The organism is Klenkia taihuensis, assembly GCF_900112525.1.
Classification (GTDB): domain Bacteria; phylum Actinomycetota; class Actinomycetes; order Mycobacteriales; family Geodermatophilaceae; genus Klenkia; species Klenkia taihuensis.
Map to the genome: position 1 here is coordinate 616,160 of NZ_FOMD01000004.1, position 21,514 is coordinate 637,673.

The 21,514-nt window shown below is 75.6% G+C and carries 20 protein-coding genes and 1 rRNA gene; 15 read left to right on the forward strand and 6 right to left on the reverse strand.

Annotated elements, in window-relative coordinates; translation table 11 throughout:
* Position 1: 1 nt before the first annotated feature.
* The 3 genes from BM158_RS18915 to BM158_RS18925 are packed head-to-tail and all read right to left on the reverse strand — an operon-like array spanning position 2 to position 2,306.
* Complete coding sequence (locus tag BM158_RS18915; RefSeq protein WP_091563106.1) at positions 2–1,192, reverse strand: MFS transporter; 1,191 nt, start codon at positions 1,190–1,192, stop codon at positions 2–4.
* Positions 1,189–1,740: a TetR/AcrR family transcriptional regulator gene (locus BM158_RS18920; RefSeq protein WP_091563109.1), complete on the reverse strand. Its 552-nt coding sequence runs from the start codon at positions 1,738–1,740 to the stop codon at positions 1,189–1,191. Before BM158_RS18920 ends, BM158_RS18915 begins: the two co-directional genes overlap by 4 nt.
* Complete coding sequence (locus BM158_RS18925; RefSeq protein ID WP_229827754.1) at positions 1,737–2,306, reverse strand: sugar O-acetyltransferase; 570 nt, start codon at positions 2,304–2,306, stop codon at positions 1,737–1,739. The genes BM158_RS18920 and BM158_RS18925 overlap by 4 nt, the downstream gene beginning before the upstream one ends.
* 73 nt (positions 2,307–2,379) lie before the next feature.
* On the opposite strand from BM158_RS18925, the gene BM158_RS18930 reads away from it, so the two are divergent.
* The 4 genes from BM158_RS18930 to BM158_RS18945 are packed head-to-tail and all read left to right on the forward strand — an operon-like array spanning position 2,380 to position 7,334.
* A complete protein-coding gene (locus BM158_RS18930) occupies positions 2,380–3,018 on the forward strand; it encodes a TetR family transcriptional regulator (protein ID WP_091563114.1) in 639 nt (212 codons plus the stop codon).
* A gap of 29 nt (positions 3,019–3,047) precedes the next feature.
* Positions 3,048–4,115: a phenylalanine--tRNA ligase subunit alpha gene (gene pheS, locus BM158_RS18935; protein WP_091563118.1), complete on the forward strand. Its 1,068-nt coding sequence runs from the start codon at positions 3,048–3,050 to the stop codon at positions 4,113–4,115.
* A complete protein-coding gene (gene pheT, locus BM158_RS18940; protein ID WP_091563121.1) occupies positions 4,112–6,562 on the forward strand; it encodes a phenylalanine--tRNA ligase subunit beta in 2,451 nt (816 codons plus the stop codon). Before pheS ends, pheT begins: the two co-directional genes overlap by 4 nt.
* Positions 6,555–7,334: an SDR family NAD(P)-dependent oxidoreductase gene (locus BM158_RS18945; RefSeq protein ID WP_091563125.1), complete on the forward strand. Its 780-nt coding sequence runs from the start codon at positions 6,555–6,557 to the stop codon at positions 7,332–7,334. The genes pheT and BM158_RS18945 overlap by 8 nt, the downstream gene beginning before the upstream one ends.
* Before the next feature lie 4 nt (positions 7,335–7,338).
* Here BM158_RS18945 and BM158_RS18950 read toward each other — a convergent pair whose 3' ends face one another.
* The 3 genes from BM158_RS18950 to BM158_RS18960 are packed head-to-tail and all read right to left on the reverse strand — an operon-like array spanning position 7,339 to position 10,102.
* Positions 7,339–8,235 carry a diacylglycerol/lipid kinase family protein gene (locus tag BM158_RS18950; protein ID WP_229827753.1) on the reverse strand — a complete coding sequence of 299 codons (897 nt, stop codon included), beginning with the start codon at positions 8,233–8,235 and terminating at the stop codon, positions 7,339–7,341.
* A 59-nt stretch (positions 8,236–8,294) separates the two neighbouring features.
* On the reverse strand, positions 8,295–9,608 hold the full coding sequence (gene codB, locus BM158_RS18955; RefSeq protein ID WP_091563132.1) for a cytosine permease: 1,314 nt from the start codon (positions 9,606–9,608) through the stop codon (positions 8,295–8,297).
* A complete protein-coding gene (locus BM158_RS18960) occupies positions 9,605–10,102 on the reverse strand; it encodes a nucleoside deaminase (protein ID WP_091563134.1) in 498 nt (165 codons plus the stop codon). The genes codB and BM158_RS18960 overlap by 4 nt, the downstream gene beginning before the upstream one ends.
* A gap of 126 nt (positions 10,103–10,228) precedes the next feature.
* On the opposite strand from BM158_RS18960, the gene BM158_RS18965 reads away from it, so the two are divergent.
* The 11 genes from BM158_RS18965 to BM158_RS19015 all read left to right on the forward strand — a co-directional run.
* Complete coding sequence (locus tag BM158_RS18965) at positions 10,229–11,773, forward strand: PucR family transcriptional regulator (RefSeq protein ID WP_091563137.1); 1,545 nt, start codon at positions 10,229–10,231, stop codon at positions 11,771–11,773.
* 16 nt (positions 11,774–11,789) lie between these two features.
* The gene (gene argC / locus BM158_RS18970) at positions 11,790–12,830 is read left to right on the forward strand and encodes an N-acetyl-gamma-glutamyl-phosphate reductase (RefSeq protein ID WP_091563141.1); all 1,041 of its coding nucleotides are present in this window, start codon (positions 11,790–11,792) and stop codon (positions 12,828–12,830) included.
* Positions 12,827–13,978: a bifunctional glutamate N-acetyltransferase/amino-acid acetyltransferase ArgJ gene (gene argJ, locus BM158_RS18975; protein ID WP_091563145.1), complete on the forward strand. Its 1,152-nt coding sequence runs from the start codon at positions 12,827–12,829 to the stop codon at positions 13,976–13,978. Before argC ends, argJ begins: the two co-directional genes overlap by 4 nt.
* Positions 13,975–14,982, forward strand: a complete 1,008-nt coding sequence (gene argB, locus BM158_RS18980) for an acetylglutamate kinase (protein WP_091563148.1) — start codon at positions 13,975–13,977, stop codon at positions 14,980–14,982. The genes argJ and argB overlap by 4 nt, the downstream gene beginning before the upstream one ends.
* Positions 14,979–16,175 carry an acetylornithine transaminase gene (locus BM158_RS18985; RefSeq protein ID WP_091563151.1) on the forward strand — a complete coding sequence of 399 codons (1,197 nt, stop codon included), beginning with the start codon at positions 14,979–14,981 and terminating at the stop codon, positions 16,173–16,175. The genes argB and BM158_RS18985 overlap by 4 nt, the downstream gene beginning before the upstream one ends.
* Positions 16,172–17,107: an ornithine carbamoyltransferase gene (argF, locus tag BM158_RS18990; RefSeq protein ID WP_091563155.1), complete on the forward strand. Its 936-nt coding sequence runs from the start codon at positions 16,172–16,174 to the stop codon at positions 17,105–17,107. Before BM158_RS18985 ends, argF begins: the two co-directional genes overlap by 4 nt.
* Positions 17,104–17,613, forward strand: a complete 510-nt coding sequence (locus BM158_RS18995; RefSeq protein ID WP_091563159.1) for an arginine repressor — start codon at positions 17,104–17,106, stop codon at positions 17,611–17,613. Before argF ends, BM158_RS18995 begins: the two co-directional genes overlap by 4 nt.
* The gene (gene argH, locus BM158_RS19000; protein ID WP_091563163.1) at positions 17,610–19,052 is read left to right on the forward strand and encodes an argininosuccinate lyase; all 1,443 of its coding nucleotides are present in this window, start codon (positions 17,610–17,612) and stop codon (positions 19,050–19,052) included. Before BM158_RS18995 ends, argH begins: the two co-directional genes overlap by 4 nt.
* A complete protein-coding gene (locus BM158_RS19005) occupies positions 19,053–19,691 on the forward strand; it encodes a DNA-3-methyladenine glycosylase (RefSeq protein ID WP_091563166.1) in 639 nt (212 codons plus the stop codon).
* Complete coding sequence (tyrS, locus tag BM158_RS19010) at positions 19,688–20,992, forward strand: tyrosine--tRNA ligase (RefSeq protein WP_091563170.1); 1,305 nt, start codon at positions 19,688–19,690, stop codon at positions 20,990–20,992. Before BM158_RS19005 ends, tyrS begins: the two co-directional genes overlap by 4 nt.
* Positions 20,993–21,378: 386 nt before the next feature.
* Positions 21,379–21,514: ribosomal RNA gene (locus BM158_RS19015) — 16S ribosomal RNA — on the forward strand; the annotation flags it as partial.

Below are 21,514 nucleotides of genomic sequence, written 5' to 3' on the forward strand. Positions count from 1 at the left end.
CTCAGGTTACCCGGGCCCGCAGCGACCGGCCGAGCACGAGGACCACGACGCCGGCCACCACGACGGTGAGCAGGCCGACCCGCAGGCCCGCGGCGTCGGCGAGCAGACCGATCAGCGGCGGCGAGACCAGGAAGCCGATGCGCAGCAGCAGGTTCACCGCGGTCAGCCCCACCCCGGGCGGCAGGCCCGGCAGCGCGTCGGCGGCGGCGTACACCGCCGGCACCAGGGTGGCCACGCCGACGCCGGCCAGGACGAACCCGAGCAGCGTGGTCGGCACCGACGGGAAGCCCAGCGCGAGGCCGAACCCGGCCGCGATCACCGCCCCGCCGACCCGGGCCACCACCCGCTGGCCGAACCGGTCGACCACGCGGTCACCGGTCAGCCGGCCGGCCGTCATCGCGACCTGGAAGGCCACGAACCCCAGCCCCGCCACGACGACGGTCGCGCCGAGGTCGTCGCGCAGCCGGATGGCGCTCCAGGACGCCGCGGAGTCCTCCACGAACGCCCCGGCCGCGGCCAGCGCACCGAGCACGGCCAGCGTGCCGGCCGCCCGCCGCCAGGCCCGGCCCCCGCCGGAGGCCTCCGGTGCCACGGACGGGACGTCGGCGGCGGTGTCCGGGCCGGGCAGCATCCAGGCCCGGACGGCGACCGCCACCGCGCCGAACACCACCGCGGACACCCCGAGGTGCACCTCGAGCGGGACGCCGAGGCCGGCCACCACCGAGCCGAGCAGGCCGCCGGCGACCGCGCCCAGGCTCCAGAGCCCGTGCAGGGCGTTGAGGATCGACCGGCCGTAGCCGCGCTGCACCCGCAGGCCGTGGGCGTTCTGCGCCACGTCGACGACGGTGTCCAGCACGCCGACCACGAACAGCGCCGCCGCCAGCACCCACCAGGACGGCGCCGCGGCCGCCCCGGCCACCCCGACGCCCAGGCCGACCAGCCCGAGGGAGGCCACCGGCCCCGACCCCCAGCGGCCGATGAGCACGGCGGCCACGGGCCCCATCAGCAGGGCACCGAGCGGCGCGGCCGCCAGCGCCGTCCCGAGGGCGGCGTTGGAGAGCCCGACGTCGTCGCGCAGCTCGGGCAGCCGCGGCACCAAGTTGGCGTAGAAGACCGCGTTGAGCGCGAAGCAGGTGGCCACCGCCACCCGGGCCCGGCGCAGCTGCGTGCCCGGGCGGGCGGGTGCGGTCACGGGGCGACCTGCAGGACACGGGCGAGCACGGTGCGGGTCTCCTCGCGGGTGGGCGGAGCGGTGGTGAGGATCGCGTGCATGGTCAGGCCCTCCATGACGCCGTCCAGGGCGCGGGCCAGCTCGGGGTCCAGGACCCGCTGGAGGGTCTCCCGGCTGCTGCGCATCCAGTCCTCGGTGACCTCGCGCAGGGCGGGGTCGCGCAGCGCGGCCAGGTAGAGCTCGTAGGCGATGGCCCACTGGCGCTGGGTGGCCAGGTGGCCGCGCAGCACGAAGTCGGTGGCCGCGTCCAGCATCGAGCCCCGGTCGGTGGCGACGGCGAAGTGCGCGCGGAACAGCTCGGCCATCCGCTGCGCGTGCCGGGTGAAGGCGGCGCGGACCAGGTCGTCCAGGCCCTCGAAGTGGTAGGTCACCGACCCCAGCGGGACGTCGGCCGCGGTGGCGATGCGGCGGGCGGTGAGCCCGGCGAGGCCGTGCTCGGCGATCACCTCGATGGTCACGTCGACGAGCCGGTCGCGGCGGTCGGGGTCGAAGCGCCGGGCGCTGCTCACGCGTCCAGCTCGCGGACGACCCGCGCCGGGTTGCCCACCGCCACGACCCGCGGCGGCAGGTCCCGGGTGACCACCGAGCCGGCGCCCACCACGGTGTCGTGGCCGATGGTCACGCCCGGCAGGACGACGACCCCGCCCCCCAGCCACACGTTGTCCCCGATCGTGATCGGCGCCGAGCCCTCCCACCGCTCGCGGCGGCGCACCGGGTCGACCGGGTGGGTCGGGGTGAGCAGCTGCACGCCGGGCCCGATCTGGACGTCGTCGCCGATGGTGACCGGGCCGACGTCCAGGCAGACCAGGCCGAAGTTGGCGAACACCCGCGCCCCGACGGTGGTGCGGTAGCCGTAGTCGCAGCGGAACGGCGGCAGGATGGTGCTGCCCTCCCCGAAGGAGCCGAGCAGCTCGGTCATCAGCTCCCGCAGCCGGCCGCGGTCGGTGGGGTCGGCGGTGTTGTAGGCGTGCGTCAGCGCCTGGGCGCGGGCGTTCTCCCGCGCCAGGTCGGGGTCGTCGGCGATGTACTCCTCGCCGGCCAGCATCCGGTCCCGCATGGTCCGCTCGTCGGTCACCCGGCCACGGTAGCCGACGATGCGTACGTCCGTACACATGGAGCAGGCGTCGCGGATGGGAGGATGACCGACCGTGACGACCACCGGCCGATCCGACGGGCGCTCCTCGCGCTGGACCGAGCACCGCCGCGTCCGGCGGGTCGAGTTCGTCACCGCAGCCGTCGAGTCGGTCCGCCGCACCGGCCCGGAGCTGGCCGTCGACGACGTCGCCCGCACCGCCGGGGTCAGCAAGACGGTGCTCTACCGGTACTTCACCGACAAGGACGAGCTGGTCGACGCCGTCCTGGAGCAGATCAGCACCGAGATCCTGCTGCCCCGCCTGCTCGGCGAGCTGGCCATCGACCGGGCCACCGACCGCGACCGGCTGCGCGCCGTCGTCGCGGCGTTCGTGGCGATCATCGAGGAGGAGCCGGCGCTGTACCGGTTCGCCTACGCCCAGGCCGGCCGGTCCGGGCGGGCCGACCTGGTCGCGCAGACCGAGCGCGAGGTGGCCGAGGCGTTGGCCTGGGTGATGGGGGAGCGGCTGACCTCGCTGGGCCGCAGCCCCGAGGGCACCCAGACCTGGGCCTACGGCGTGGTCGGCATGGTGCAGCTGGCCGCGCACTGGTGGTCCACCGAGCGCAGCGTCACCGCCGCCGACCTGGTCGACCAGCTCACCGTGCTGGCCTGGGGCGGGCTCTCGGCCCTGCTGCCCCCCGCACCCGGGGAGTGACCCGGACCGGGCAGGCAGAATGGCCTCCCGTGTCCGGCGCCAACGACCCATTCGACCCCAAGCAGGTCGCGGCCCTCTCGCCCGAGGCCCTCGACGCCGCCGTCGCCGAGGGCCTGGCCGCCTTCGCCGCCGCGGCCGACCTCGACGCGCTGGCCGCCGTCCGGCCCGCGCACCTCGGCGACCGCGGCCCGGTGCTGCTGGCCCGCCGCGAGCTCGGCGCGCTGCCGCCGGCCGCGCGCAAGGACGCCGGGCAGCGGGTCAACGCGGCGCGCGTCGCGCTGACCGAGGCCTACGACGCCCGGCTGGCCGTGCTGTCGGCCGAGCGCGACGAGCGGGTGCTCGCCGAGGAGCGGGTCGACGTCACGCTGCCCTCGGGCCGCACCCGGCGCGGCGCCCGGCACCCGCTGACCACCATCCAGGACCGGATCGCGGACATCTTCGTCGGCATGGGCTACGAGGTGGCCGAGGGCCCCGAGCTGGAGAGCGAGTGGCTGAACTTCGACGCCCTCAACACCGGCCCCGACCACCCGGCCCGCTCGCTGGCCGACACCTTCTTCGTCGCGCCCGAGGACTCCGGGCTGGTGCTGCGCACGCACACCTCGCCGGTGCAGGCGCGCACCATGCTCGAGCGCACCCCGCCAGTCTACGTGGTCGCGCCGGGCCGGGTGTTCCGCACCGACGAGCTCGACGCCACGCACACCCCGGTCTTCCACCAGGTCGAGGGCCTGGCGATCGACCGCGGGCTCACCATGGCGCACCTGCGCGGCACCCTGGAGGCCCTGGCCCGGGCACTGTTCGGGCCGGAGTCCGAGATCCGCTGGCGGCCGCACTTCTTCCCGTTCACCGAGCCGTCGGCGGAGTTCGACGTCTGGTTCCCCGAGCACCGCGACGGCCCGCAGTGGGTCGAGTGGGGTGGCTGCGGGATGGTCAACCCGCGGGTGCTCACCGCCTGCGGCATCGACCCCGAGGTCTACGGCGGGTTCGCCTTCGGCATGGGCATCGAGCGGGCCCTGCAGTTCCGCCACGGGGTGTCGGACATGCACGACATCGTCGAGGGCGACGTCCGGTTCACGAGCGCATTCGGGGTGGAGCAGTGAAGGTCCCGGTCAGCTGGCTGTCCCAGCACGTCGACCTGCCCGCGGGCACCGGTGTCGAGGACCTCGACGCCGCGTTCGTCCGGCAGGGCCTGGAGGTCGAGGACGTCCTCCGCGCTCCGGAGACCACCGGCCCGCTGGTGGTGGGCAGGGTGCTGGAGATCGAGGAGCTCACCGGCTTCAAGAAGCCGATCCGGTACTGCCGGGTGGACGTCGGCAACCCGGAGGCGCAGGGGATCGTCTGCGGTGCCCGGAACTTCGCCGTCGGCGACCTCGTCGTCGTGGCACTGCCCGGTGTCGTGCTGCCCGGTGACTTCGCCATCGCGGCGCGCGAGACCTACGGCCGGGTGTCGGACGGGATGATCTGCAGCGTCCGCGAGCTCGGTATCGGCGACGACCACGAGGGCATCCTGGTGCTGGGCACCGAGGGCATCGAGCCGGGCACGCCCGCGGCCGGCGTCCTGGGCCTGGACGACGTCGTGTTCGACCTCGAGGTCACCACCGACCGCGGCTACTGCATGGCCATCCGGGGCGTGGCCCGCGAGGTGGCCGCCGCGCTCGGCGCGCCCTGGCAGGACCCGGCCGCGGCCACCCCGCCGGCCTGGTCCGGCGAGCCCGCGTGGGCCGTGGAGGTCGAGGACCCGGCCCGCTGCGACCGGTTCTCGATGATCGCGATGGAGGGCCTGGACCCGGCCGCGCCCACCCCGTGGTGGATGCGCCGCCGGCTCACCCGCTGCGGCGTGCGGTCGATCTCGCTGGCCGTCGACGTCACCAACTACGTGATGCTCGAGCTCGGCCAGCCGATGCACGCCTTCGACCGGGACGCCGTCCGCGGCCCCGTGGTGGTGCGCACCGCCCGGCCCGGTGAGCGGGTCACCACGCTGGACGGCGCCGACCGCGCGCTGACCGACGACGACCTGCTCATCACCGACGACACCGGCCCGATCGGGCTGGCCGGCGTCATGGGTGGGGCGACCACCGAGGTGTCGGGCTCGACCACCGCGCTGCTGCTGGAGGCCGCGCACTGGGAGCCCACCGGCATCGGCCGCGGCGTGCGCCGGCACAAGCTGCCCAGCGAGGCGGCCAAGCGGTTCGAGCGCGGCACCGACCCCGACGTCACCGTGGTCGCCCTGGCCCGCGCCGCGGAGCTGCTGGCCGAGTTCGGCGGCGCCCGCGTCGTCGGCGGCGTGGTCGACGTCGACGCCCGCGCGCCGCGGCCGCAGATCGCGCTGGCCACCGACCGCCCGCAGGCCGTCGCAGGCATCCCCATCTCGCCGGACACCGTGGTCGACGCGCTGCGCACGGTCGGCTGCACGGTGGAGGCCGAGGGCGCCGCGCTGACCGTCACCCCGCCGTCCTGGCGGCCCGACCTCACCGACCCGGCCGACCTGGTCGAGGAGGTGGTGCGCGCGGTGGGCTACGACGAGATCCCGGGCGTGCTGCCCACCGTCCCGCCGGGCCGCGGGCTGACCCCCGCCCAGCGCCGCCGCCGCTCGGTGGGCCGCGCGCTGGCCGACGCCGGCTACACCGAGGCGCCGGCCTACCCGTTCGTCGGCCCGGCCGCGCTCACCGCGCTCGGCCTGCCCACCGAGGGCCTGCTGACGCTGCGCAACCCGCTGTCGGAGCAGGAGCCGGCCATGCGGCCCTCGCTGCTGCCGGGGCTGCTGGCGACCGTGGCCCGCAACCTGGGCCGCGGCCAGCGGGACCTGGCCGTCTTCGAGCTCGGCGTGGTCTACACCCCCGGCGCGGTGTCGGCCGCGCCGCTGCCGCCGGTCGACCGCCGGCCCGACGACGACGTGCTGGCCGCGCTCCTCGGGGCGGTGCCGGCCCAGCCGTGGCACGTGGGCGTGGCGCTGACCGGGCTGCGCGAGCCGCGCGGGCAGTGGGGCCCGGGCCGGGTCGCGGACTGGGCCGACGCCGTGGAGGCCGCCCGCACCGTCGCCGACGCCGCCGGGGTGGAGCTCGTCGTGCGGGCCGGCGACCGGCTGCCCTGGCACCCGGGCCGCTGCGCCGAGCTGGTGGTCGGCGACGTCGTGGTCGGGTACGCCGGGGAGCTGCACCCGCGGGTGTGCGCCGCGCTGGAGCTGCCCGCCCGCACCTGCGCCATGGAGCTGGACCTGGACGCGCTGCCGGAGAAGGCGGTCGCGCAGGCGCCGGCCATCTCGGCCTTCCCGCCGGTGCGGATGGACGCCGCGCTGGTCGTGGACGCCGGGGTGCCCGAGGCCGGCGTGCGGGCGTCGCTGGCCGGTGCCGCCGGGCAGCTGCTGGAGGACCTGCAGCTGTTCGACGTCTACACCGGTGCCTCGCTGGGGGAGGGCCGCAAGTCCCTGGCCTACGCCTTCACCTTCCGGGCGGCCGACCGCACGCTGACCGGCGAGCAGGCCCGCGAGGCCTTCGACGCCGCGGTGGCCGCCGCGGCCGCCGACCACGGCGCGGTGCTGCGTGCCTGAGCTGTCCCTGTCCGGCCAGGTGGCGCTGGTGACCGGTGCCTCCACCGGGATCGGGCTGGAGCTGGCCCGCGGGCTGGCCGCCCGCGGGGCCCGGGTGGCCGGGCTGGCCCGCGGCGCCGACCGGCTCGCCGCCGCGCTGGACGGCGTCGGGCTGGCGGTGCCGGCCGACGTGACCGACCTGGCCGCCGTGCGGGCCGCCGTCGAGCGGGTGACCGCCGAGCTGGGCCCGGTGGACCTGCTGGTCAACAACGCCGGGCTCATCGACGCCGCCGAGGTGCCGGTGTGGCAGGCCGACCCGCAGCAGTGGTGGTCGGTGGTGGAGAGCCAGCTGCGCGGTCCCTTCCACCTGGTGCAGGCCGTGGTCCCGGGCATGGCCGCGCGGGGCAGCGGCCGGGTGGTCGGGCTGGCCAGCGGCATGTCCACCCGGGCGAACCCCGACTACAGCGCCTACTCCGTCGGCAAGGCCGGGGCCCTGCGGATCACCGAGTCCCTCGCCGCCTCGGGCGTGCTGGCCTTCGACGTGGCGCCGGGCGTGGTGGACACCCCGATGACCCGCTCGATGGCGATGTGGGACGGCTTCACCGACTGGACGCCGGCGTCGGCCGTCGTCGAGCTGGTGGCCGCCGTCGCCGAGGGCCGGCTGGACCACTGGTCGGGCCGCTTCGTGCGGGCCGGCAAGGACGCGGTGCAGACCCTGGCCGCGACCCGACCCGAGGGCACCCAGCGGCAGGTCCGGCTGCTGCCCTACGGCCCGGACGACCCGGTCGCCTGACCGCTCACCCCACCGTCCGCAGGGCGCCCGGGACGATGTCGACGGCGACGTGGGTGTCGGCGTCCAGCTCGACCAGCTCGCCGTCGAGCTGCAGCGGCATCGGCGCGCGGATGGTGAGCTCGTGGTGCGTGGCGTGCGGCTGCGGCCCCAGGCCGACGGTGGCCGAGCGGATCGCGGTGAGCAGCACCCGCAGCTTGCTGTGGTGGGGGAGCAGCACCAGCTCGAACTCGCCGTCGTCGGGCCGGCCGTCGTCGGAGAGCGTGGCGACCTTGGCCATCCGGTCGATGTTGGCGTAGAGCAGGCTGTCGACCTCGACCCGGCGGCCGTCGGCGAACTCCACCGGGAACGGCCGGAAGCGCCGGAACCCGCGGACCACGGCGACGATCTCCCGCCACGACCCCTTGCCGCCCTCCTCGAGGTCGACGGCCACCACCGGGGTGATGCCCAGTCCGATGTAGGAGTGCGCGTGGCGGACCACCGGCTCGCCGCCGGCCGGGGTGACGGTGAGCCGGAGGAGGTCGGTGCGGTCGGTCTCCCCGGTGCGCAGCGCGTGCGAGACCGCGGCGTCCAGCGGGCGGCGCTTGGTGGCCCGGCGGTGGTCGTTGGCGTTGCCCGCACCCCGCACGGCGGCCACCGCGTCGGGGTTGCCCGCGTCCACCAGGCCGTTGACGACGTCGTTGTACCCGCCGTCCCCGCTGACCGAGACGACCAGCGGCCGGCCCTCGCGGGCGGCCGCGGCGGCGAGCTCCCGGCCGTGCCCGGCGCGCTGGGTGGGCGCGAGCTCGATCGGCAGGTCGGGGTGCCGCTCGGCCAGGTCGTCGCGCAGCTCGCGGGCCAGCGTGGGCGCGTCGCCGGTGCTGTGGGGGTTGAAGACGATGACGACGCGGTCGAACGCGGCCACGGGGAGCCCTCTCCTGCAGCGAGCACGGGTGCGGGACGCGATCGGCCCCGCACCCGTGATCATCGCGGTCCGCGGGCCGCGGCGCCCGTCCGGGTGCCGGGGACCACCCGCCCGAGCACGACCACCAGGACGACGGCGGACACGATGCCGATGACCGGCGGGATGCCGATGCCGACCTCGCCCGAGGTCCAGGCCAGCGCGGCGGCGACCGCGTAGGCGGCGATCGCGTGCCACTGCAGGCCCGGCGGGGTGTACGAGGCCGGGATGCCCCCGCGCCAGCGCATCACCCAGTCGCCGATGACCACCCCGCCCAGCGGCGGGATGAAGGTGCCCAGCAGCACCAGGTAGTCGACCAGGTGGGTGTGCACCCCGGTGAGCGCGAGCACCGTGCCCAGCACCGACCCGGCCACCACGAACGGCGCCTTGTTCGGCTTGTCGAACAGCTCGGCCCCGGCCACCCCGAAGGCGTAGGCGGTGTCGGCGTTGGACTTCCAGAGGTTGCCGAACAGCAGCACCAGGCCCCAGCCGACCAGGCCGAGCTGGAACAGCACCAGCACGAAGTCGCCCACCCCGAAGGTCAGCGCGCCGACCGCGCCGAGGAACACCATCAGCCCGTTGCCGACGAGGAAGCCGATCGCGCAGGCCCAGATCGCCTGCTTGCCCGACCGGGCGAACCGGGTCCAGTTGGGCGCCTGGGTGCCGGCGGAGACGAACGTGCCGACCACGGTGGTGACGGCGACCGCGAAGGCCATCGACGTGGTGGGCGCGATGGCGGCCAGCCCCGCCCAGCCGCCGACCTCCTGCAGCGACCGGGCCAGCACCCAGAACGCCAGCACGAGGATCAGCGGGGTGGACACCAGCGACACCCAGTACATGCCCCGGTAGCCGTAGTAGGCGGTGGCGCACATGAGCACGCTGGTCACCACCATGACCGCGGCCCGGGCGCCGTAGGACGTCCAGTCGAAGGCCTGCGCGGTCAGCTCGCCGATGGTGCCCACGACGACGCCGTACCAGCCGATCTGCGTGCCGCCGAGCAGGACCGAGGCGAGCTTGGCCCCGCGGCTGCCCAGCGTGTAGCGGGCCATGACCACGGTGGTGAGACCGGTGCGTGCCCCGACGTAGCCCATCGCCGCGACGTACACGCCGAGCACCAGCGAGCCCACGGCGATGACCACGAGCAGGTTCCCGAACGTGAACGCCGGACCCAGGGAGGCACCGGCCAGCATCGTCGGGGTGAAGACGGTGAACCCGAGCAGCACGACCGCGACGGAGAAGAAGGACTTGCGGGCGTGCGCCGGGACGGGGGTGACCGGGTAGTCGGGGTCGACGACCTCGTCGGCGGCCGTGGTGTCGGGGTCGCGGGTCGTGCTCACGCCTCCTCCCCGATGTCCTCGAGCCACAGCGCCGGGCGCTCGTCGAGCATCCGCTGCATGAGCGCGGTGCACTCGGCGTCGTCGAGCACGTCGACCTGGACCCCGTGGCTGCGCAGCAGCGACTCCGAGGCCTGGAAGCTGCGGTTCTCCCCGACCACGATGCGCGGGATCTCGTAGAGCAGCGCGGTGCCGGCGCACATGTAGCAGGGCGACAGCGTCGTGTAGAGCGTGCTGCGCCGGTAGACCGAGGCGGCCAGCCGCCCGGCGTTCTCGATGCAGTCGGTCTCGCCGTGCCGGATGGCGCTGCCCATCTGCACCCGCCGGTTGCGGCCCACCGCGAGCACCTCGCCGTCGACGACGAGCGCGGCCCCGATCGGCACCCCGCCCTCGGCCCAGCCGGTGCGGGCCTGCTCGACGGCGAGCGCGAGGAAGCGGCGGTCGGCGTCGGGGTCGGGCGCGGCGGTGCGGGGGTCGGTCGTGGGTGTGCTGGTCACGGTGCCTCCTCGGGCGGTCGGTGTGCCGACCCAACCGGTACTGGCCGGGACCGACAAGGGACGACCTGTCCTGTGGACGGCGGGATCTGCTTGACGGTCCGTCCGTGGACACCGCACCCTGCGCGGGTGCTGCCCACCGTCGCGGAGGTCCTGGCCCTCCCCGCCGTGGCCGCCGCCGCCCCCCGTGTGCTGGCCGGCGACCCCGGTGCCGCGGTGGTGCGCTGGCTGCACTCCTCCGAGGTCTACGAGATGGGCGGGCTGCTGTCGGGCGGGGAGTTCCTGCTCACCACCGGGCTCGGGCTGCACGGCCGCACCCCGCGCCAGCTGGCCGACTACGTCGACCGGCTGGCCGACGCCGGCTGCACCGGCCTGGCCCTCGAGCTCGGCCGCACGTTCGCCGAGGTGCCCGGCGAGCTGGTGCGGACGGCGGACCGGCGCGGCCTGGTGCTCGCCGAGCTGGCCGGGGTGGCCCCCTTCGCCCGGATGGTCGAGGCCTTCCACGACCTGCTGGTCAGCGGGCGCGACCCCGGGCACCGGCCGGCCGAGGCGGTCTGGCTGGAGCTGCTGGGCCTGGTCGTGTCCGGGCAGGGGATGGCCGCGCTGCTGGACGCCGCCGCCCGGCTGGCCGTCTGCCCGGTCCAGCTGGTCGACCCCGCGGGCGGCCTCGTCGCGGCCAGCCGCGTCCCCGCGCCCCCGGAGGTCGCCGCGGAGGTGACCACGGCCGACGTCCGGGGGCCGCGCGGGGTGGCCGGGCGGCTCCTGCTGCACGGCCGGCCCACCCGGGCGCGGGCCGCCGTCGCCGACCGGGTCGCGGTCGCCGTCGCCCTCGAGCTCGGCCGCGCGACCACGGCCGCGTCCCGCCCCTCGCCCGCGCAGTCCCTGGTCGACGACCTGGACGCCGGGGTGCGGCTGTCGCCGGTGCAGGTGCACGACCGGCTGACCGAGGCCGGGCTGCCCGCCGGGGGACCGCTGCTCGTGCTCGCCGTGCTGGTCGACCGCCGCACCCCGCCCGGCTCGGTGGTCGGCGCCGTGGGGGCGGCGGCCGACACCGCCCTCGGCCGGTCGCTGGTGGCGGTGAGCGGCCGGCTGGTCGTCGTGGTCGCCCGGGTGCGCGCACCACGCGACGCCGCGCACCGCTTCCGCGCCGCCCTGGACGACGGCCGCGCCGCCCCCGCCGTGCAGCTGGTCGCCGTCGCCGACCCGGTGCCCGACGACGGCGGGCTGGCCGCCGCCCTGGCCCAGGCCCGCACCGTGGTGGAGCTCGCGCACCGGGTCGGCGTCCGGCGTCCGGTGGTGCTGGCCGGGGACCTCGCGGTGCACCAGCTGCTGGCCGACGCCGTCCCGCCGGACCGGCTGGCCGCCTTCGTCGACGCGCGGCTGCGGCCGGTGCTCGACCACGACAGCGCGCACGGCACCGAGCTGCTGCGGACCCTGGACGCCTACCTGGTGCACGGGTTGGTCAAGGCGCGCACCGCGCAGGCGCTCGGGATCCGCCGGCAGTCGCTGCACGCCCGGCTGGACCGGCTCACCGCCGTCCTCGGCGCGCCGGTGGAGGACCCCGCCCAGCTCGTGGGGCTGGGGGTCGCGCTGGTGGGCTGGCAGCTGCGCACCGGCGCCGACGCGCAGACGGGTCCGGCCCGCACCCCGCGTCCGCACATTCATCCGGAGTAGTGCATACTCATGCATCGTGAGCGGAGAGCGGACGTGGACGGTCGGGGTCACCGGCGCCACCGGGTACGCGGGCGGTGAGGTGTGCCGGCTGCTGGCCGGGCACCCGCAGCTGCAGCTGACCGGGGTGCACGCGGCATCGAGCGCCGGCCGACGCCTGGGGGAGTCCCAGCCGCACCTGCTGCCCTACGCCGACATGGTCGTGCAGCCCTCGGGCCCCGAGGACCTCGCCGGCTACGACGTCGTCGTCCTGGCCCTGCCGCACGGCGCCTCCGGCGCGATCGCCGCGGGCCTGCCCGAGGACGTGCTGGTGCTCGACTGCGGGGCCGACCACCGGCTGGCCGACCCCGCCGCCTGGGCGCGGTGGTACGGCACCGAGCACGCCGGCACCTGGCCCTACGGCCTGCCCGAGCTGCCCGGCCAGCGGGGGAAGCTGGCCGGCGCCCGGCGGATCGCCGTCCCGGGGTGCTACCCGACCAGCGTCACCCTGGCCATGGCCCCCGCCCTGGCCGCCGGGCTCGTCGAGCCCGAGGTCGTCGTGGTCGCCGCGTCGGGGACCTCCGGCGCCGGCCGGGCGGCCAAGCCGAACCTCATCGGCTCCGAGGTCATGGGTGCGGTGAGCGCCTACGGCGTGGGCGGTGTCCACAGGCACACCCCGGAGATGGTGCAGAACCTGTCGGAGGTGGCCGGTAGGACGGTCGGCGTGAGCTTCACCCCCACCCTGGTCCCGATGGCCCGCGGCATCCTCGCCACCTGCTCGGCCAAGGTCGCCCCCGGCACGACGGCGGAGTCGGTCCGGGCCGCCTACGCCGAGGCCTACGCCGACGAGCCGTTCGTGCACCTGCTGCCCGAGGGCCAGTGGCCCACCACCGCCGCCGTCCTCGGCGCGAACACCGTCGCCCTGCAGGTCACCGTCGACCCCGACGCCGGCCGGCTGGTCGCCGTCGCCGCGGTCGACAACCTGACCAAGGGGACGGCGGGCGGCGCGCTGCAGTGCGCCAACATCGCCCTCGGCCTGCCCGAGACCCTGGGCCTGCCGGTCGTGGGGGTCGCGCCGTGAGCGTCACCGCCCCGGCCGGGTTCCGGGCCGCCGGCGTCGCCGCCGGGCTCAAGACCTCCGGCGACCCCGACGTCGCCCTCGTGGTCAACGACGGCCCGGACGACGCCGCGGCCGCCGTGTTCACCACCAACCGCTTCCCGGCCGCGCCGGTGCTGTGGTCCCGGCAGGTCCTGGCGAACGGCCGGGTGCGGGCCGTCGTCCTGAACTCCGGCGGGGCCAACGCGTGCACCGGGCCCGACGGGTTCGGCGACACCCACGCCACCGCCGAGCACGTCGCGACCACGCTCGGCCTGGGCGCGATCGACGTAGCGGTGGCCTCGACGGGGCTGATCGGCGTCCGGCTGCCGATGGACCAGCTCACCGCCGGGGTCACCGACGCCGCGGCCCAGCTGTCCACCGACGGCGGCCCGGCCGCCGCGCGCGGGATCATGACCACCGACTCGGTGCCCAAGACCACCGTGCAGACCGGGTCGGGGTGGACCGTCGGCGGCATGGCCAAGGGCGCGGGCATGCTCGCCCCCAGCCTGGCCACCATGCTCGTCGTCCTCACCACCGACGCGGTCGTCCCGGCCGAGGTGCTCGACGCCGCGCTGCGGCACGCCACCGCGCACTCCTTCGAGCGGGTCGACTCCGACGGCTGCCTGTCCACCAACGACACCGTGCTGGTGATGGCCAACGGCGCGTCGGGGGTCACCCCCACCGCCGAGGAGTTCGGCGCCGCGCTGGACGCCGCCTGCCTGGACCTGGCCATGCAGCTGCTGGCCGACGCCGAGGGCTCCACCAAGGACATCGCCATCACCGTCCGGAGCGCCGCCTCGGTGCAGGACGCGCTCGAGGCGGGGCGGGCGTGCGCCCGCAACAACCTGCTCAAGACCGCCCTGTTCGGCAACGACCCCAACTGGGGCCGGGTGCTGGCCGCGATCGGCACGACCAGCGCCGCCTTCGAGGCCGACCAGGTCGACGTGACCATCAACGGGGTCACCGTCTGCCGCGGCGGTTCGATCGGCGACGACCGCGACGGCGTCGACCTCACCGGCCGGGCGATCACCATCGACGTCGACCTGGCCGCCGGCCCCGAGCAGGCCACCATCTGGACCAACGACCTGTCCATCGCCTACGTGCACGAGAACTCGGCCTACTCCACATGAGCACCGCGACCCCCGACGCCCAGGACCCGACCCCGCCCGACGTCCGGCCCGACGAGGTGCCCCCCAAGCGGCGCTACGGCACCAGCCGGGTCATGCGCACCCCCGACCCCGAGGGCGACGCGCACAAGGTCGCCGTCCTCACCGGGGCGCTGCCCTGGCTCAAGGAATTCCACGGCAACGTGGTGGTGGTCAAGTACGGCGGCCACGCCATGGTCGACGAGGAGTGCCGCGCGGCCTTCGCCGAGGACATGGTCTTCCTGCGGACCTGCGGCATCCTGCCCGTCGTCGTGCACGGCGGCGGGCCCCAGGTCAGCGCGATGCTGTCGCGCCTGGGCGTGCAGAGCGAGTTCCGCGGCGGCCTGCGGGTCACCACCCCGGAGACCATCAACGTGGTGCGGATGGTGCTGGTCGGCCAGGTCGGCCCGGAGGTCGTCGGCCTGATCAACACCCACGGCCCGCTCGCCGTCGGCCTGTCCGGCGAGGACGGCCGGCTGTTCACCGCCGAGCGCACCACCGCCGTCGTCGACGGGCAGCCGGTCGACGTCGGCCTGGTCGGCGACGTCGTCGAGGTGGACCCCACGCCCATCACCGCCCTGCTGGCCAACGGCAACATCCCGGTGGTGGCGACCGTCGCCCCGGACCGGGACGGCCAGCTGCACAACGTCAACGCCGACACCGCCGCCGCCGCGCTGGCCGTGGCGCTCGGCGCGGTCAAGCTCGTCGTGCTCACCGACGTCGAGGGCCTCTACTCCGACTGGCCGGACAAGTCCTCGCTGGTCGAGCAGATCGACGCCGCCGAGCTCGAGACGATCCTCCCGACCCTGGACGCCGGGATGATCCCCAAGATGGCCGCCTGCCTGCGGGCGGTGCAGGGCGGGGTGCAGCGCGCGACCGTCGTCGACGGCCGGCTGCCGCACGCCCTGCTGCTGGAGATGTTCACCACCGAGGGCACCGGGACGATGGTCGTCCCCACCTCGCCGACCACGGAGGAGGGTTCAGCATGACGACGACGGAGGAGCTGGCCCGCCGCTGGTCGGCGGTGATGATGGGGAACTACAGGACCCCGCCGGTGGCCCTGGAGCACGGCCGCGGCGCCTCGGTGTGGGACGTCGACGGCCGCGAGTACGTCGACCTGCTCGGCGGCATCGCCACCACCATCCTCGGCCACGCCCACCCCGCCGTGGTCGCCGCGATCACGAACCAGGCCGCCCGGCTGGGCCACGTGTCCAACCTGGCCATGCACGAGCCCGGCGTCACCCTGGCCGAGCGGCTGCTCGAGCTGGCCGGCCGGCCCGGGCGGGTGTTCTTCTGCAACTCCGGCGCCGAGGCCAACGAGGCCGCCTTCAAGATCAGCCGGCTGACCGGCCGGCCCGAGGTGGTCACCGCGCTGGGCTCCTTCCACGGCCGCACCATGGGCTCGCTGGCCCTCACCGGCCAGCCGGCCAAGGCGCAGGCCTTCGCCCCGCTGCCCGGCGGCGTCCGGCACGTCGCCTACGGCGACCCCGACGCCCTGCAGCTCACCGACGCCACCGCGATGGTGCTGGTGGAGCCGATGCTCGGCGAGGGCGGCGTGCTGCCCGCCCCGCCCGGCTACCTGGCCGCCGCGGCGTCGCAGGCAGCAGGGGTCGGCGCGCTGTTCGCCACCGACGAGGTGCAGACCGGCATGGGCCGCACCGGGCAGTGGTTCGCGCACGCCGCCGACGGCGTCGCCCCCGACGTCATCACCCTGGCGAAGTCCCTCGGCGGGGGCCTGCCGCTGGGCGCCACGCTGGCCTTCGGCGACGCCGCCGACCTGCTCGGGGCGGGCTCGCACGGCTCCACCTTCGGCGGCAACCCCATCGCCGCCGCGGCCGCGCTCGCCGTGCTCGACACCATCCGCGACGAGGGCCTGCTGGAGCGGGCCAAGGACCTCGAGCACCGGTTCACCACCGGCATCGAGGGCCTGGGCCACCGGGGCGTGTCCGGCGTCCGCGGTCGCGGCGCGCTGCTCGGCGTCGTCCTCACCGCCGACGTCGCCCCCGCCGTGGAGACCGGCCTGCGCGACGCCGGCTACCTGACCAACGCGGTGGCGCCCGGCGTCGTCCGGCTGGCGCCCTCGCTCGTGGTCACCGACGAGCAGGTCGACCGGTTCGTCGACGCCCTGCCCGCCGTCCTCGACACCGCCCTGCACGACGCCGACATGGAGACCGCACCGTGAGCCCCCGGCACTTCACCAAGGACGACGACCTCACCCCGGCCGAGCAGGCCGAGGTCCTGGCGCTGGCCGCGGAGCTGAAGAAGACCCGGCACACCCTCGACGCCCCGCAGCCGCTCGCCGGGCCGAAGTCGGTCGCGGTCATCTTCGACAAGCCCTCCACCCGCACCCGGGTGTCCTTCTCCGTCGGCGTCGCCGAGCTCGGCGGCTACCCGCTGGTCATCGACTCCGGGTCCTCGCAGCTGGGCCGCGGTGAGCCGGTCGAGGACACCACCCGGGTGCTCGACCGCCAGGTCGAGGCCATCGTCTGGCGCACCTTCGGCCAGGCGCGGCTGGAGGCGATGGCCGCGGTCAGCCGGGTCCCGGTGGTCAACGCGCTCACCGACGACTACCACCCGTGCCAGATCCTGGCCGACCTCCAGACGGTCGCCGAGCGCCGGCCCACGCTGGCCGGCCTGACCCTGACCTACCTGGGCGACGGCGCCAACAACATGGCGCACTCCTACGCCCTGGGCGGCGCGACCGCCGGCATGCACGTGCGGATCGGCTCCCCGGAGGCGTTCGCGCCCGACCCGGCGATCATGGCCCGCGCCGCCGAGGTCGCCGCGCAGACCGGGGGCTCGGTGACCTGGACGGCCGACCCGCACGCCGCGGCCGACGGCGCCGACGTGCTGGCCACCGACACCTGGGTCTCCATGGGCCAGGAGGACGAGGCCGGCGACCGCGAGGCCCCCTTCCGGCCCTATGCCCTCGACGAGGCCGCGCTGGCCCGGGCGGCCACCGACGCCGTCGTGCTGCACTGCCTGCCGGCCTACCGCGGCAAGGAGATCGCCGCCGCGGTCATCGACGGGCCGCAGAGCGCGGTGTGGGACGAGGCGGAGAACCGCCTGCACGCGCAGAAGGCCCTGCTCACCTGGCTGCTGGCGCAGCGGTGACCGGCGCGCTGACCCGGTCGGCCCGGCACGCCCGGATCGCCGAGCTGATCGCCGATCAGCCGGTCACCTCCCAGGGCCAGCTGGCGCGCCTGCTCGCCGAGTCCGGCGTCGAGGTCACCCAGGCCACGCTGTCCCGCGACCTGGAGGAGCTGGGCGCGGTGAAGCTGCGCGGCTCGGACGGCGCCCCGGCGTCCTACGTGCTCCCCCCGGAGAACGCACCGCTGCGCCCGGCGCAGTCCTCGCCCGCCCGGCTGACCCGGATGCTGTCGGAGCTGCTGACCAGCGCGGAGGGCTCGGCCAACCTCGCCGTGCTGCGCACCCCGCCCGGGGCGGCGCAGTTCCTCGCCTCCGCGATGGACAAGACCGGCCTGCCCGACGTCCTCGGCACGATCGCGGGGGACGACACTCTGCTGGTCGTCTCCCGCGACCCCCAGGGCGGCCCCGCCCTGGCCGAACGACTGCTGGCCCTCGCCGCCGGCAGCACCGACCGAGAAGGACACCCGTGAGCAGCGCACCGGCCGGATCCGACACCCGTCTCTGGGGAGGCCGCTTCGGCGGTGGGCCGTCGGCGGCCATGGCCGCGCTGTCCAAGTCCACCGACGTCGACTGGCGGCTGGCGCCCTACGACCTGGCCTCCTCCCGCGCGCACGCCCGGGTGCTGCACCGCGCCGGCCTGCTGACCGCCGACGAGCTCGAGCAGATGGTCGGCGCCCTGACCGAGCTGTCCGCCGAGGTCGCCGACGGCACCTTCACCGCCATCGAGGCCGACGAGGACGTGCACGAGGCCCTCGAGCGCGGCCTGACCGCCAAGCTCGGCACCCTCGGCGGGAAGCTGCGCGCCGGCCGGTCCCGCAACGACCAGGTCGCCACCGACCTGCGGCTGTACCTGCGGCACCACGTCCGCGCGCTGGTCGGCGCGGTCGCCGACCTGGAGGAGGCCCTCGTCGGCCTCGCCGAGCGGTACCGCGACGTCGCCGCCCCCGGCATGACCCACCTGCAGCACGCGCAGCCGGTGCTCATCGCGCACCAGCTGCTGGCGCACGCGCACTCCTTCGCCCGCGACGTGGACCGGCTGCTCGACTGGGACCGCCGCACCGCGGTCAGCCCGCTGGGCGCCGGCGCGCTGGCCGGGTCCTCGCTGCGGCTGGACCCCGACGCCGTCGCCGCCGAGCTCGGCTTCGACCGGGCCGCCGACAACTCGATCGACGCGGTCAGCGACCGCGACTTCGCCGCGGAGTTCTGCTTCGCCGCGGCCCTGCTCGGCGTCCACCTGTCCCGGCTGGGGGAGGAGGTCGTGCTCTGGACCTCGACCGAGTTCGGCTGGGCCCGCCTCGACGACGCCTGGGCCACGGGGTCGTCGATCATGCCGCAGAAGAAGAACCCCGACATCGCCGAGCTCGCCCGCGGCAAGGCCGGCCGGTTCGTGGGCAACCTGACCGGTCTGCTGACCATGCTCAAGGGTCTGCCGCTGGCCTACGACCGCGACCTGCAGGAGGACAAGGAGCCGGTCTTCGACTCCGTCGAGCAGCTGGCCCTGCTGCTGCCCGCGGTCACCGGCATGGTCGCCACGCTGACCCTGCGCCCCGAGGTGCTCGAGGCCGCCGCGCCGCAGGGCTTCGCGCTGGCCACCGACGTCGCCGAGTGGCTGGTGTCGGCCGGTGTCCCCTTCCGGTCCGCGCACGAGATCAGCGGCGCCATGGTCGCCCGCTGCGAGGCGCTCGGCGTCGACCTGCCCGACCTCACCGACGCCCAGCTGGCCGAGGTCTCCGAGCACCTCACCCCCGAGGTGCGCACCGTGCTGACCGTGCCCGGGGCGCTCGCCGCCCGGGGGGCCCGGGGCGGGACGGCGCCCGAGCGGGTGGCCGAGCAGCTCACCGCGCTCTCGGCCCTGGTGGCCGAGCACCGCGGCTGGGCCGCCGACTCGCCGGTCGCGCCCGCGCTGTAGATGACCGGCCCGCTCGTCACCGCCGACGAGCTGCTCGCCCGGCCCGAGGAGGTCGCACCCGGCCTCCTCGGCTGCTGGCTGGTCAGCGACCGGCCGGAGGGCACGACGGCGGTGCGGCTGACCGAGGTCGAGGCCTACTCGGGCACCGGCGACGACCCCGCGGCGCACTCCCACCGCGGGCCGACGCCGCGGGCCGCGGTCATGTTCGGGCCGCCCGGGCGGCTGTACGTGTACTTCAGCTACGGCATGCACTGGTGCGCCAACGTGGTCACCGGGCCGGAGGGCGTGGGCAGCGCCGTGCTGCTGCGCGCCGGGGAGGTCGTGGTGGGGGAGGAGCTGGCCCGGGAGCGACGTCCCTCGTCCTCGGTCCGCGACCTGGCCCGCGGGCCGGCCCGGCTGACCGCAGCGCTGGGCATCGGGCCCGACGACCGGGGCGCCGACCTGCTCGACCCGGCGTCCCCGGTGCGGCTGCACCACGGCGACCCGCCGTCCGGGGTCACCGCCGGACCGCGGGTGGGCATCACGCACGCCGCGGACCTGCCCTGGCGGTTCGCCGAGACCGGCCACCCGACGGTGAGCGCCTTCCGGGCAGGTGTCCGCCGCCGTCGTCCCGGGGCCGGGCAGGATGGTGCCCCGTGACCAGCACTCCCGACGTCGTCGACGAACTCCACCGCCGCGGCCTCATCGCCCAGAGCACCGACGAGACCGAGCTGCGCGCCGCCCTCGCCGCCGGGCCGGTCACCTACTACTGCGGCTTCGACCCGACCGCCCGGTCCCTGCACGTCGGCCACCTGGTGCAGTTCATGGTGCTGCGCGCGCTGCAGCGCGCCGGCCACCGGCCGATCGTGCTGGTCGGCGGCGCCACCGGTCTGATCGGCGACCCGCGGCCCACGTCCGAGCGCCAGCTCAACGCGCCGGAGGTGGTCGCCGAGTGGGTGGAGCGCATCCGCACCCGGGTGGCGCCGTTCCTCGACCGGCCCGCCGCCGAGCAGGGCCTGCCCGCGCCGGTCTACGTCAACAACCTCGACTGGACGGCGCCGCTGAGCGCCATCGACTTCCTGCGCGAGCTCGGCAAGAACTTCCGGGTCAACCGGATGCTGGCCAAGGAGGCGGTCTCGGCGCGGCTGAACAGCGACGCCGGGATCAGCTACACCGAGTTCAGCTACCAGATCCTGCAGGCCAACGACTTCAAGGAGCTGCACGAGCGGCACGGCTGCACGCTGCAGACCGGCGGCTCCGACCAGTGGGGCAACATCACCGCCGGCACCGATCTGGTGCGCCGCACCCACGGCGCCCCGGTGCACGCGCTGGGCACCCCGTTGATCACCCGGGCCGACGGCACCAAGATCGGCAAGACCGAGGGTGCCACCGTCTGGCTCGACCCGGAGCTGACCAGCCCGTACGCGTTCTTCCAGTACTGGCTCGGCATCGACGACGCCGACGCCCGGTCCTGGGCGCCGCTGTTCTCCGAGCGGCCCGCCGACGAGGTGGCCGCGCTCATCGCCTCGTCGCAGGAGCGCCCGCAGGCCCGCGAGCTGCAGCGCGCCCTGGCCGAGGAGCTGACCCGGCTGGTGCACGGGGAGGACGAGCTCGCGCAGGCGGAGGCCGCCGGCCGGGCGTTGTTCGGGCGCGACGACCTCGGGGCGCTGGGGGAGGGGACGCTGACCGCCGCCCTGTTGGAGGCAGGCGCCGTGCAGCTCGGCGCCGAGGACCTCGTGGACGGCGCGCTGCCCACGGTGGCCGCCCTGCTCCAGCGCACCGGCCTGTGCTCGTCGCTGTCCGACGCGCGCCGCACCGTGAAGGAGGGCGGGGCGTACCTGAACAACGAGCGGGTCACCGACGCCGACACGCCGGTGCCCGCGGACGCCGCGCTGGCCGGTGGCTGGGTGGTCCTCCGCCGGGGCAAGAGGAACGTCGCCGGGGTCCGGTTGCCGGCCTGACCTGCGCACGGGGGGACCCCCGCCACCCGGTGGGCCGTCCCCGCCCTGTGCGCCCCTCTGCCGTGTGAACGGCCCGTGACGGCCTCGTGTCGACCACGTGGCGGGCGTCACCCGAGGGGGCGTTTGACACGGGACCGACAGCCACGTAACTTTCTCTCTGCGCCGGGGACGACCGCGAGGCCGGGCCCGAAGCGCCGAGCAGGACAACAAGCCGAGACATCGAAGGCCGGGAGGCCGGGGTTCTTGCGCGTCCGCTCTTTGAGAACTCAACAGCGTGCCGAAAGTCAGTGCCAACTGTTTGACCCCTTCAGGCTTGTGGGTCTGGGGGTTTCTGGATTGATGATCAAGATCTGTCAGGTCTTGGTTCTTGGTCTGGGTTGAATTCATCTACGGAGAGTTTGATCCTGGCTCAGGACGAACGCTGGCGGCGTGCTTAACACATGCAAGTCGAACGATGAAGCCAGCTTGCTGGTGGATTAGTGGCGAACGGGTGAGTAACACGTGGGCAACCTGCCCCCGGCT

What these genes read in the sequence shown, in the direction of transcription:
- argB (WP_091563148.1), top strand. Translation starts at nt 13,975, where the DNA reads ATGAGCACCGCGACCCCCGACGCCCAGGACCCGACCCCGCCCGACGTC.
- BM158_RS18985 (WP_091563151.1), top strand. Translation starts at nt 14,979, where the DNA reads ATGACGACGACGGAGGAGCTGGCCCGCCGCTGGTCGGCGGTGATGATG.
- BM158_RS19005 (WP_091563166.1), top strand. Translation starts at nt 19,053, where the DNA reads ATGACCGGCCCGCTCGTCACCGCCGACGAGCTGCTCGCCCGGCCCGAG.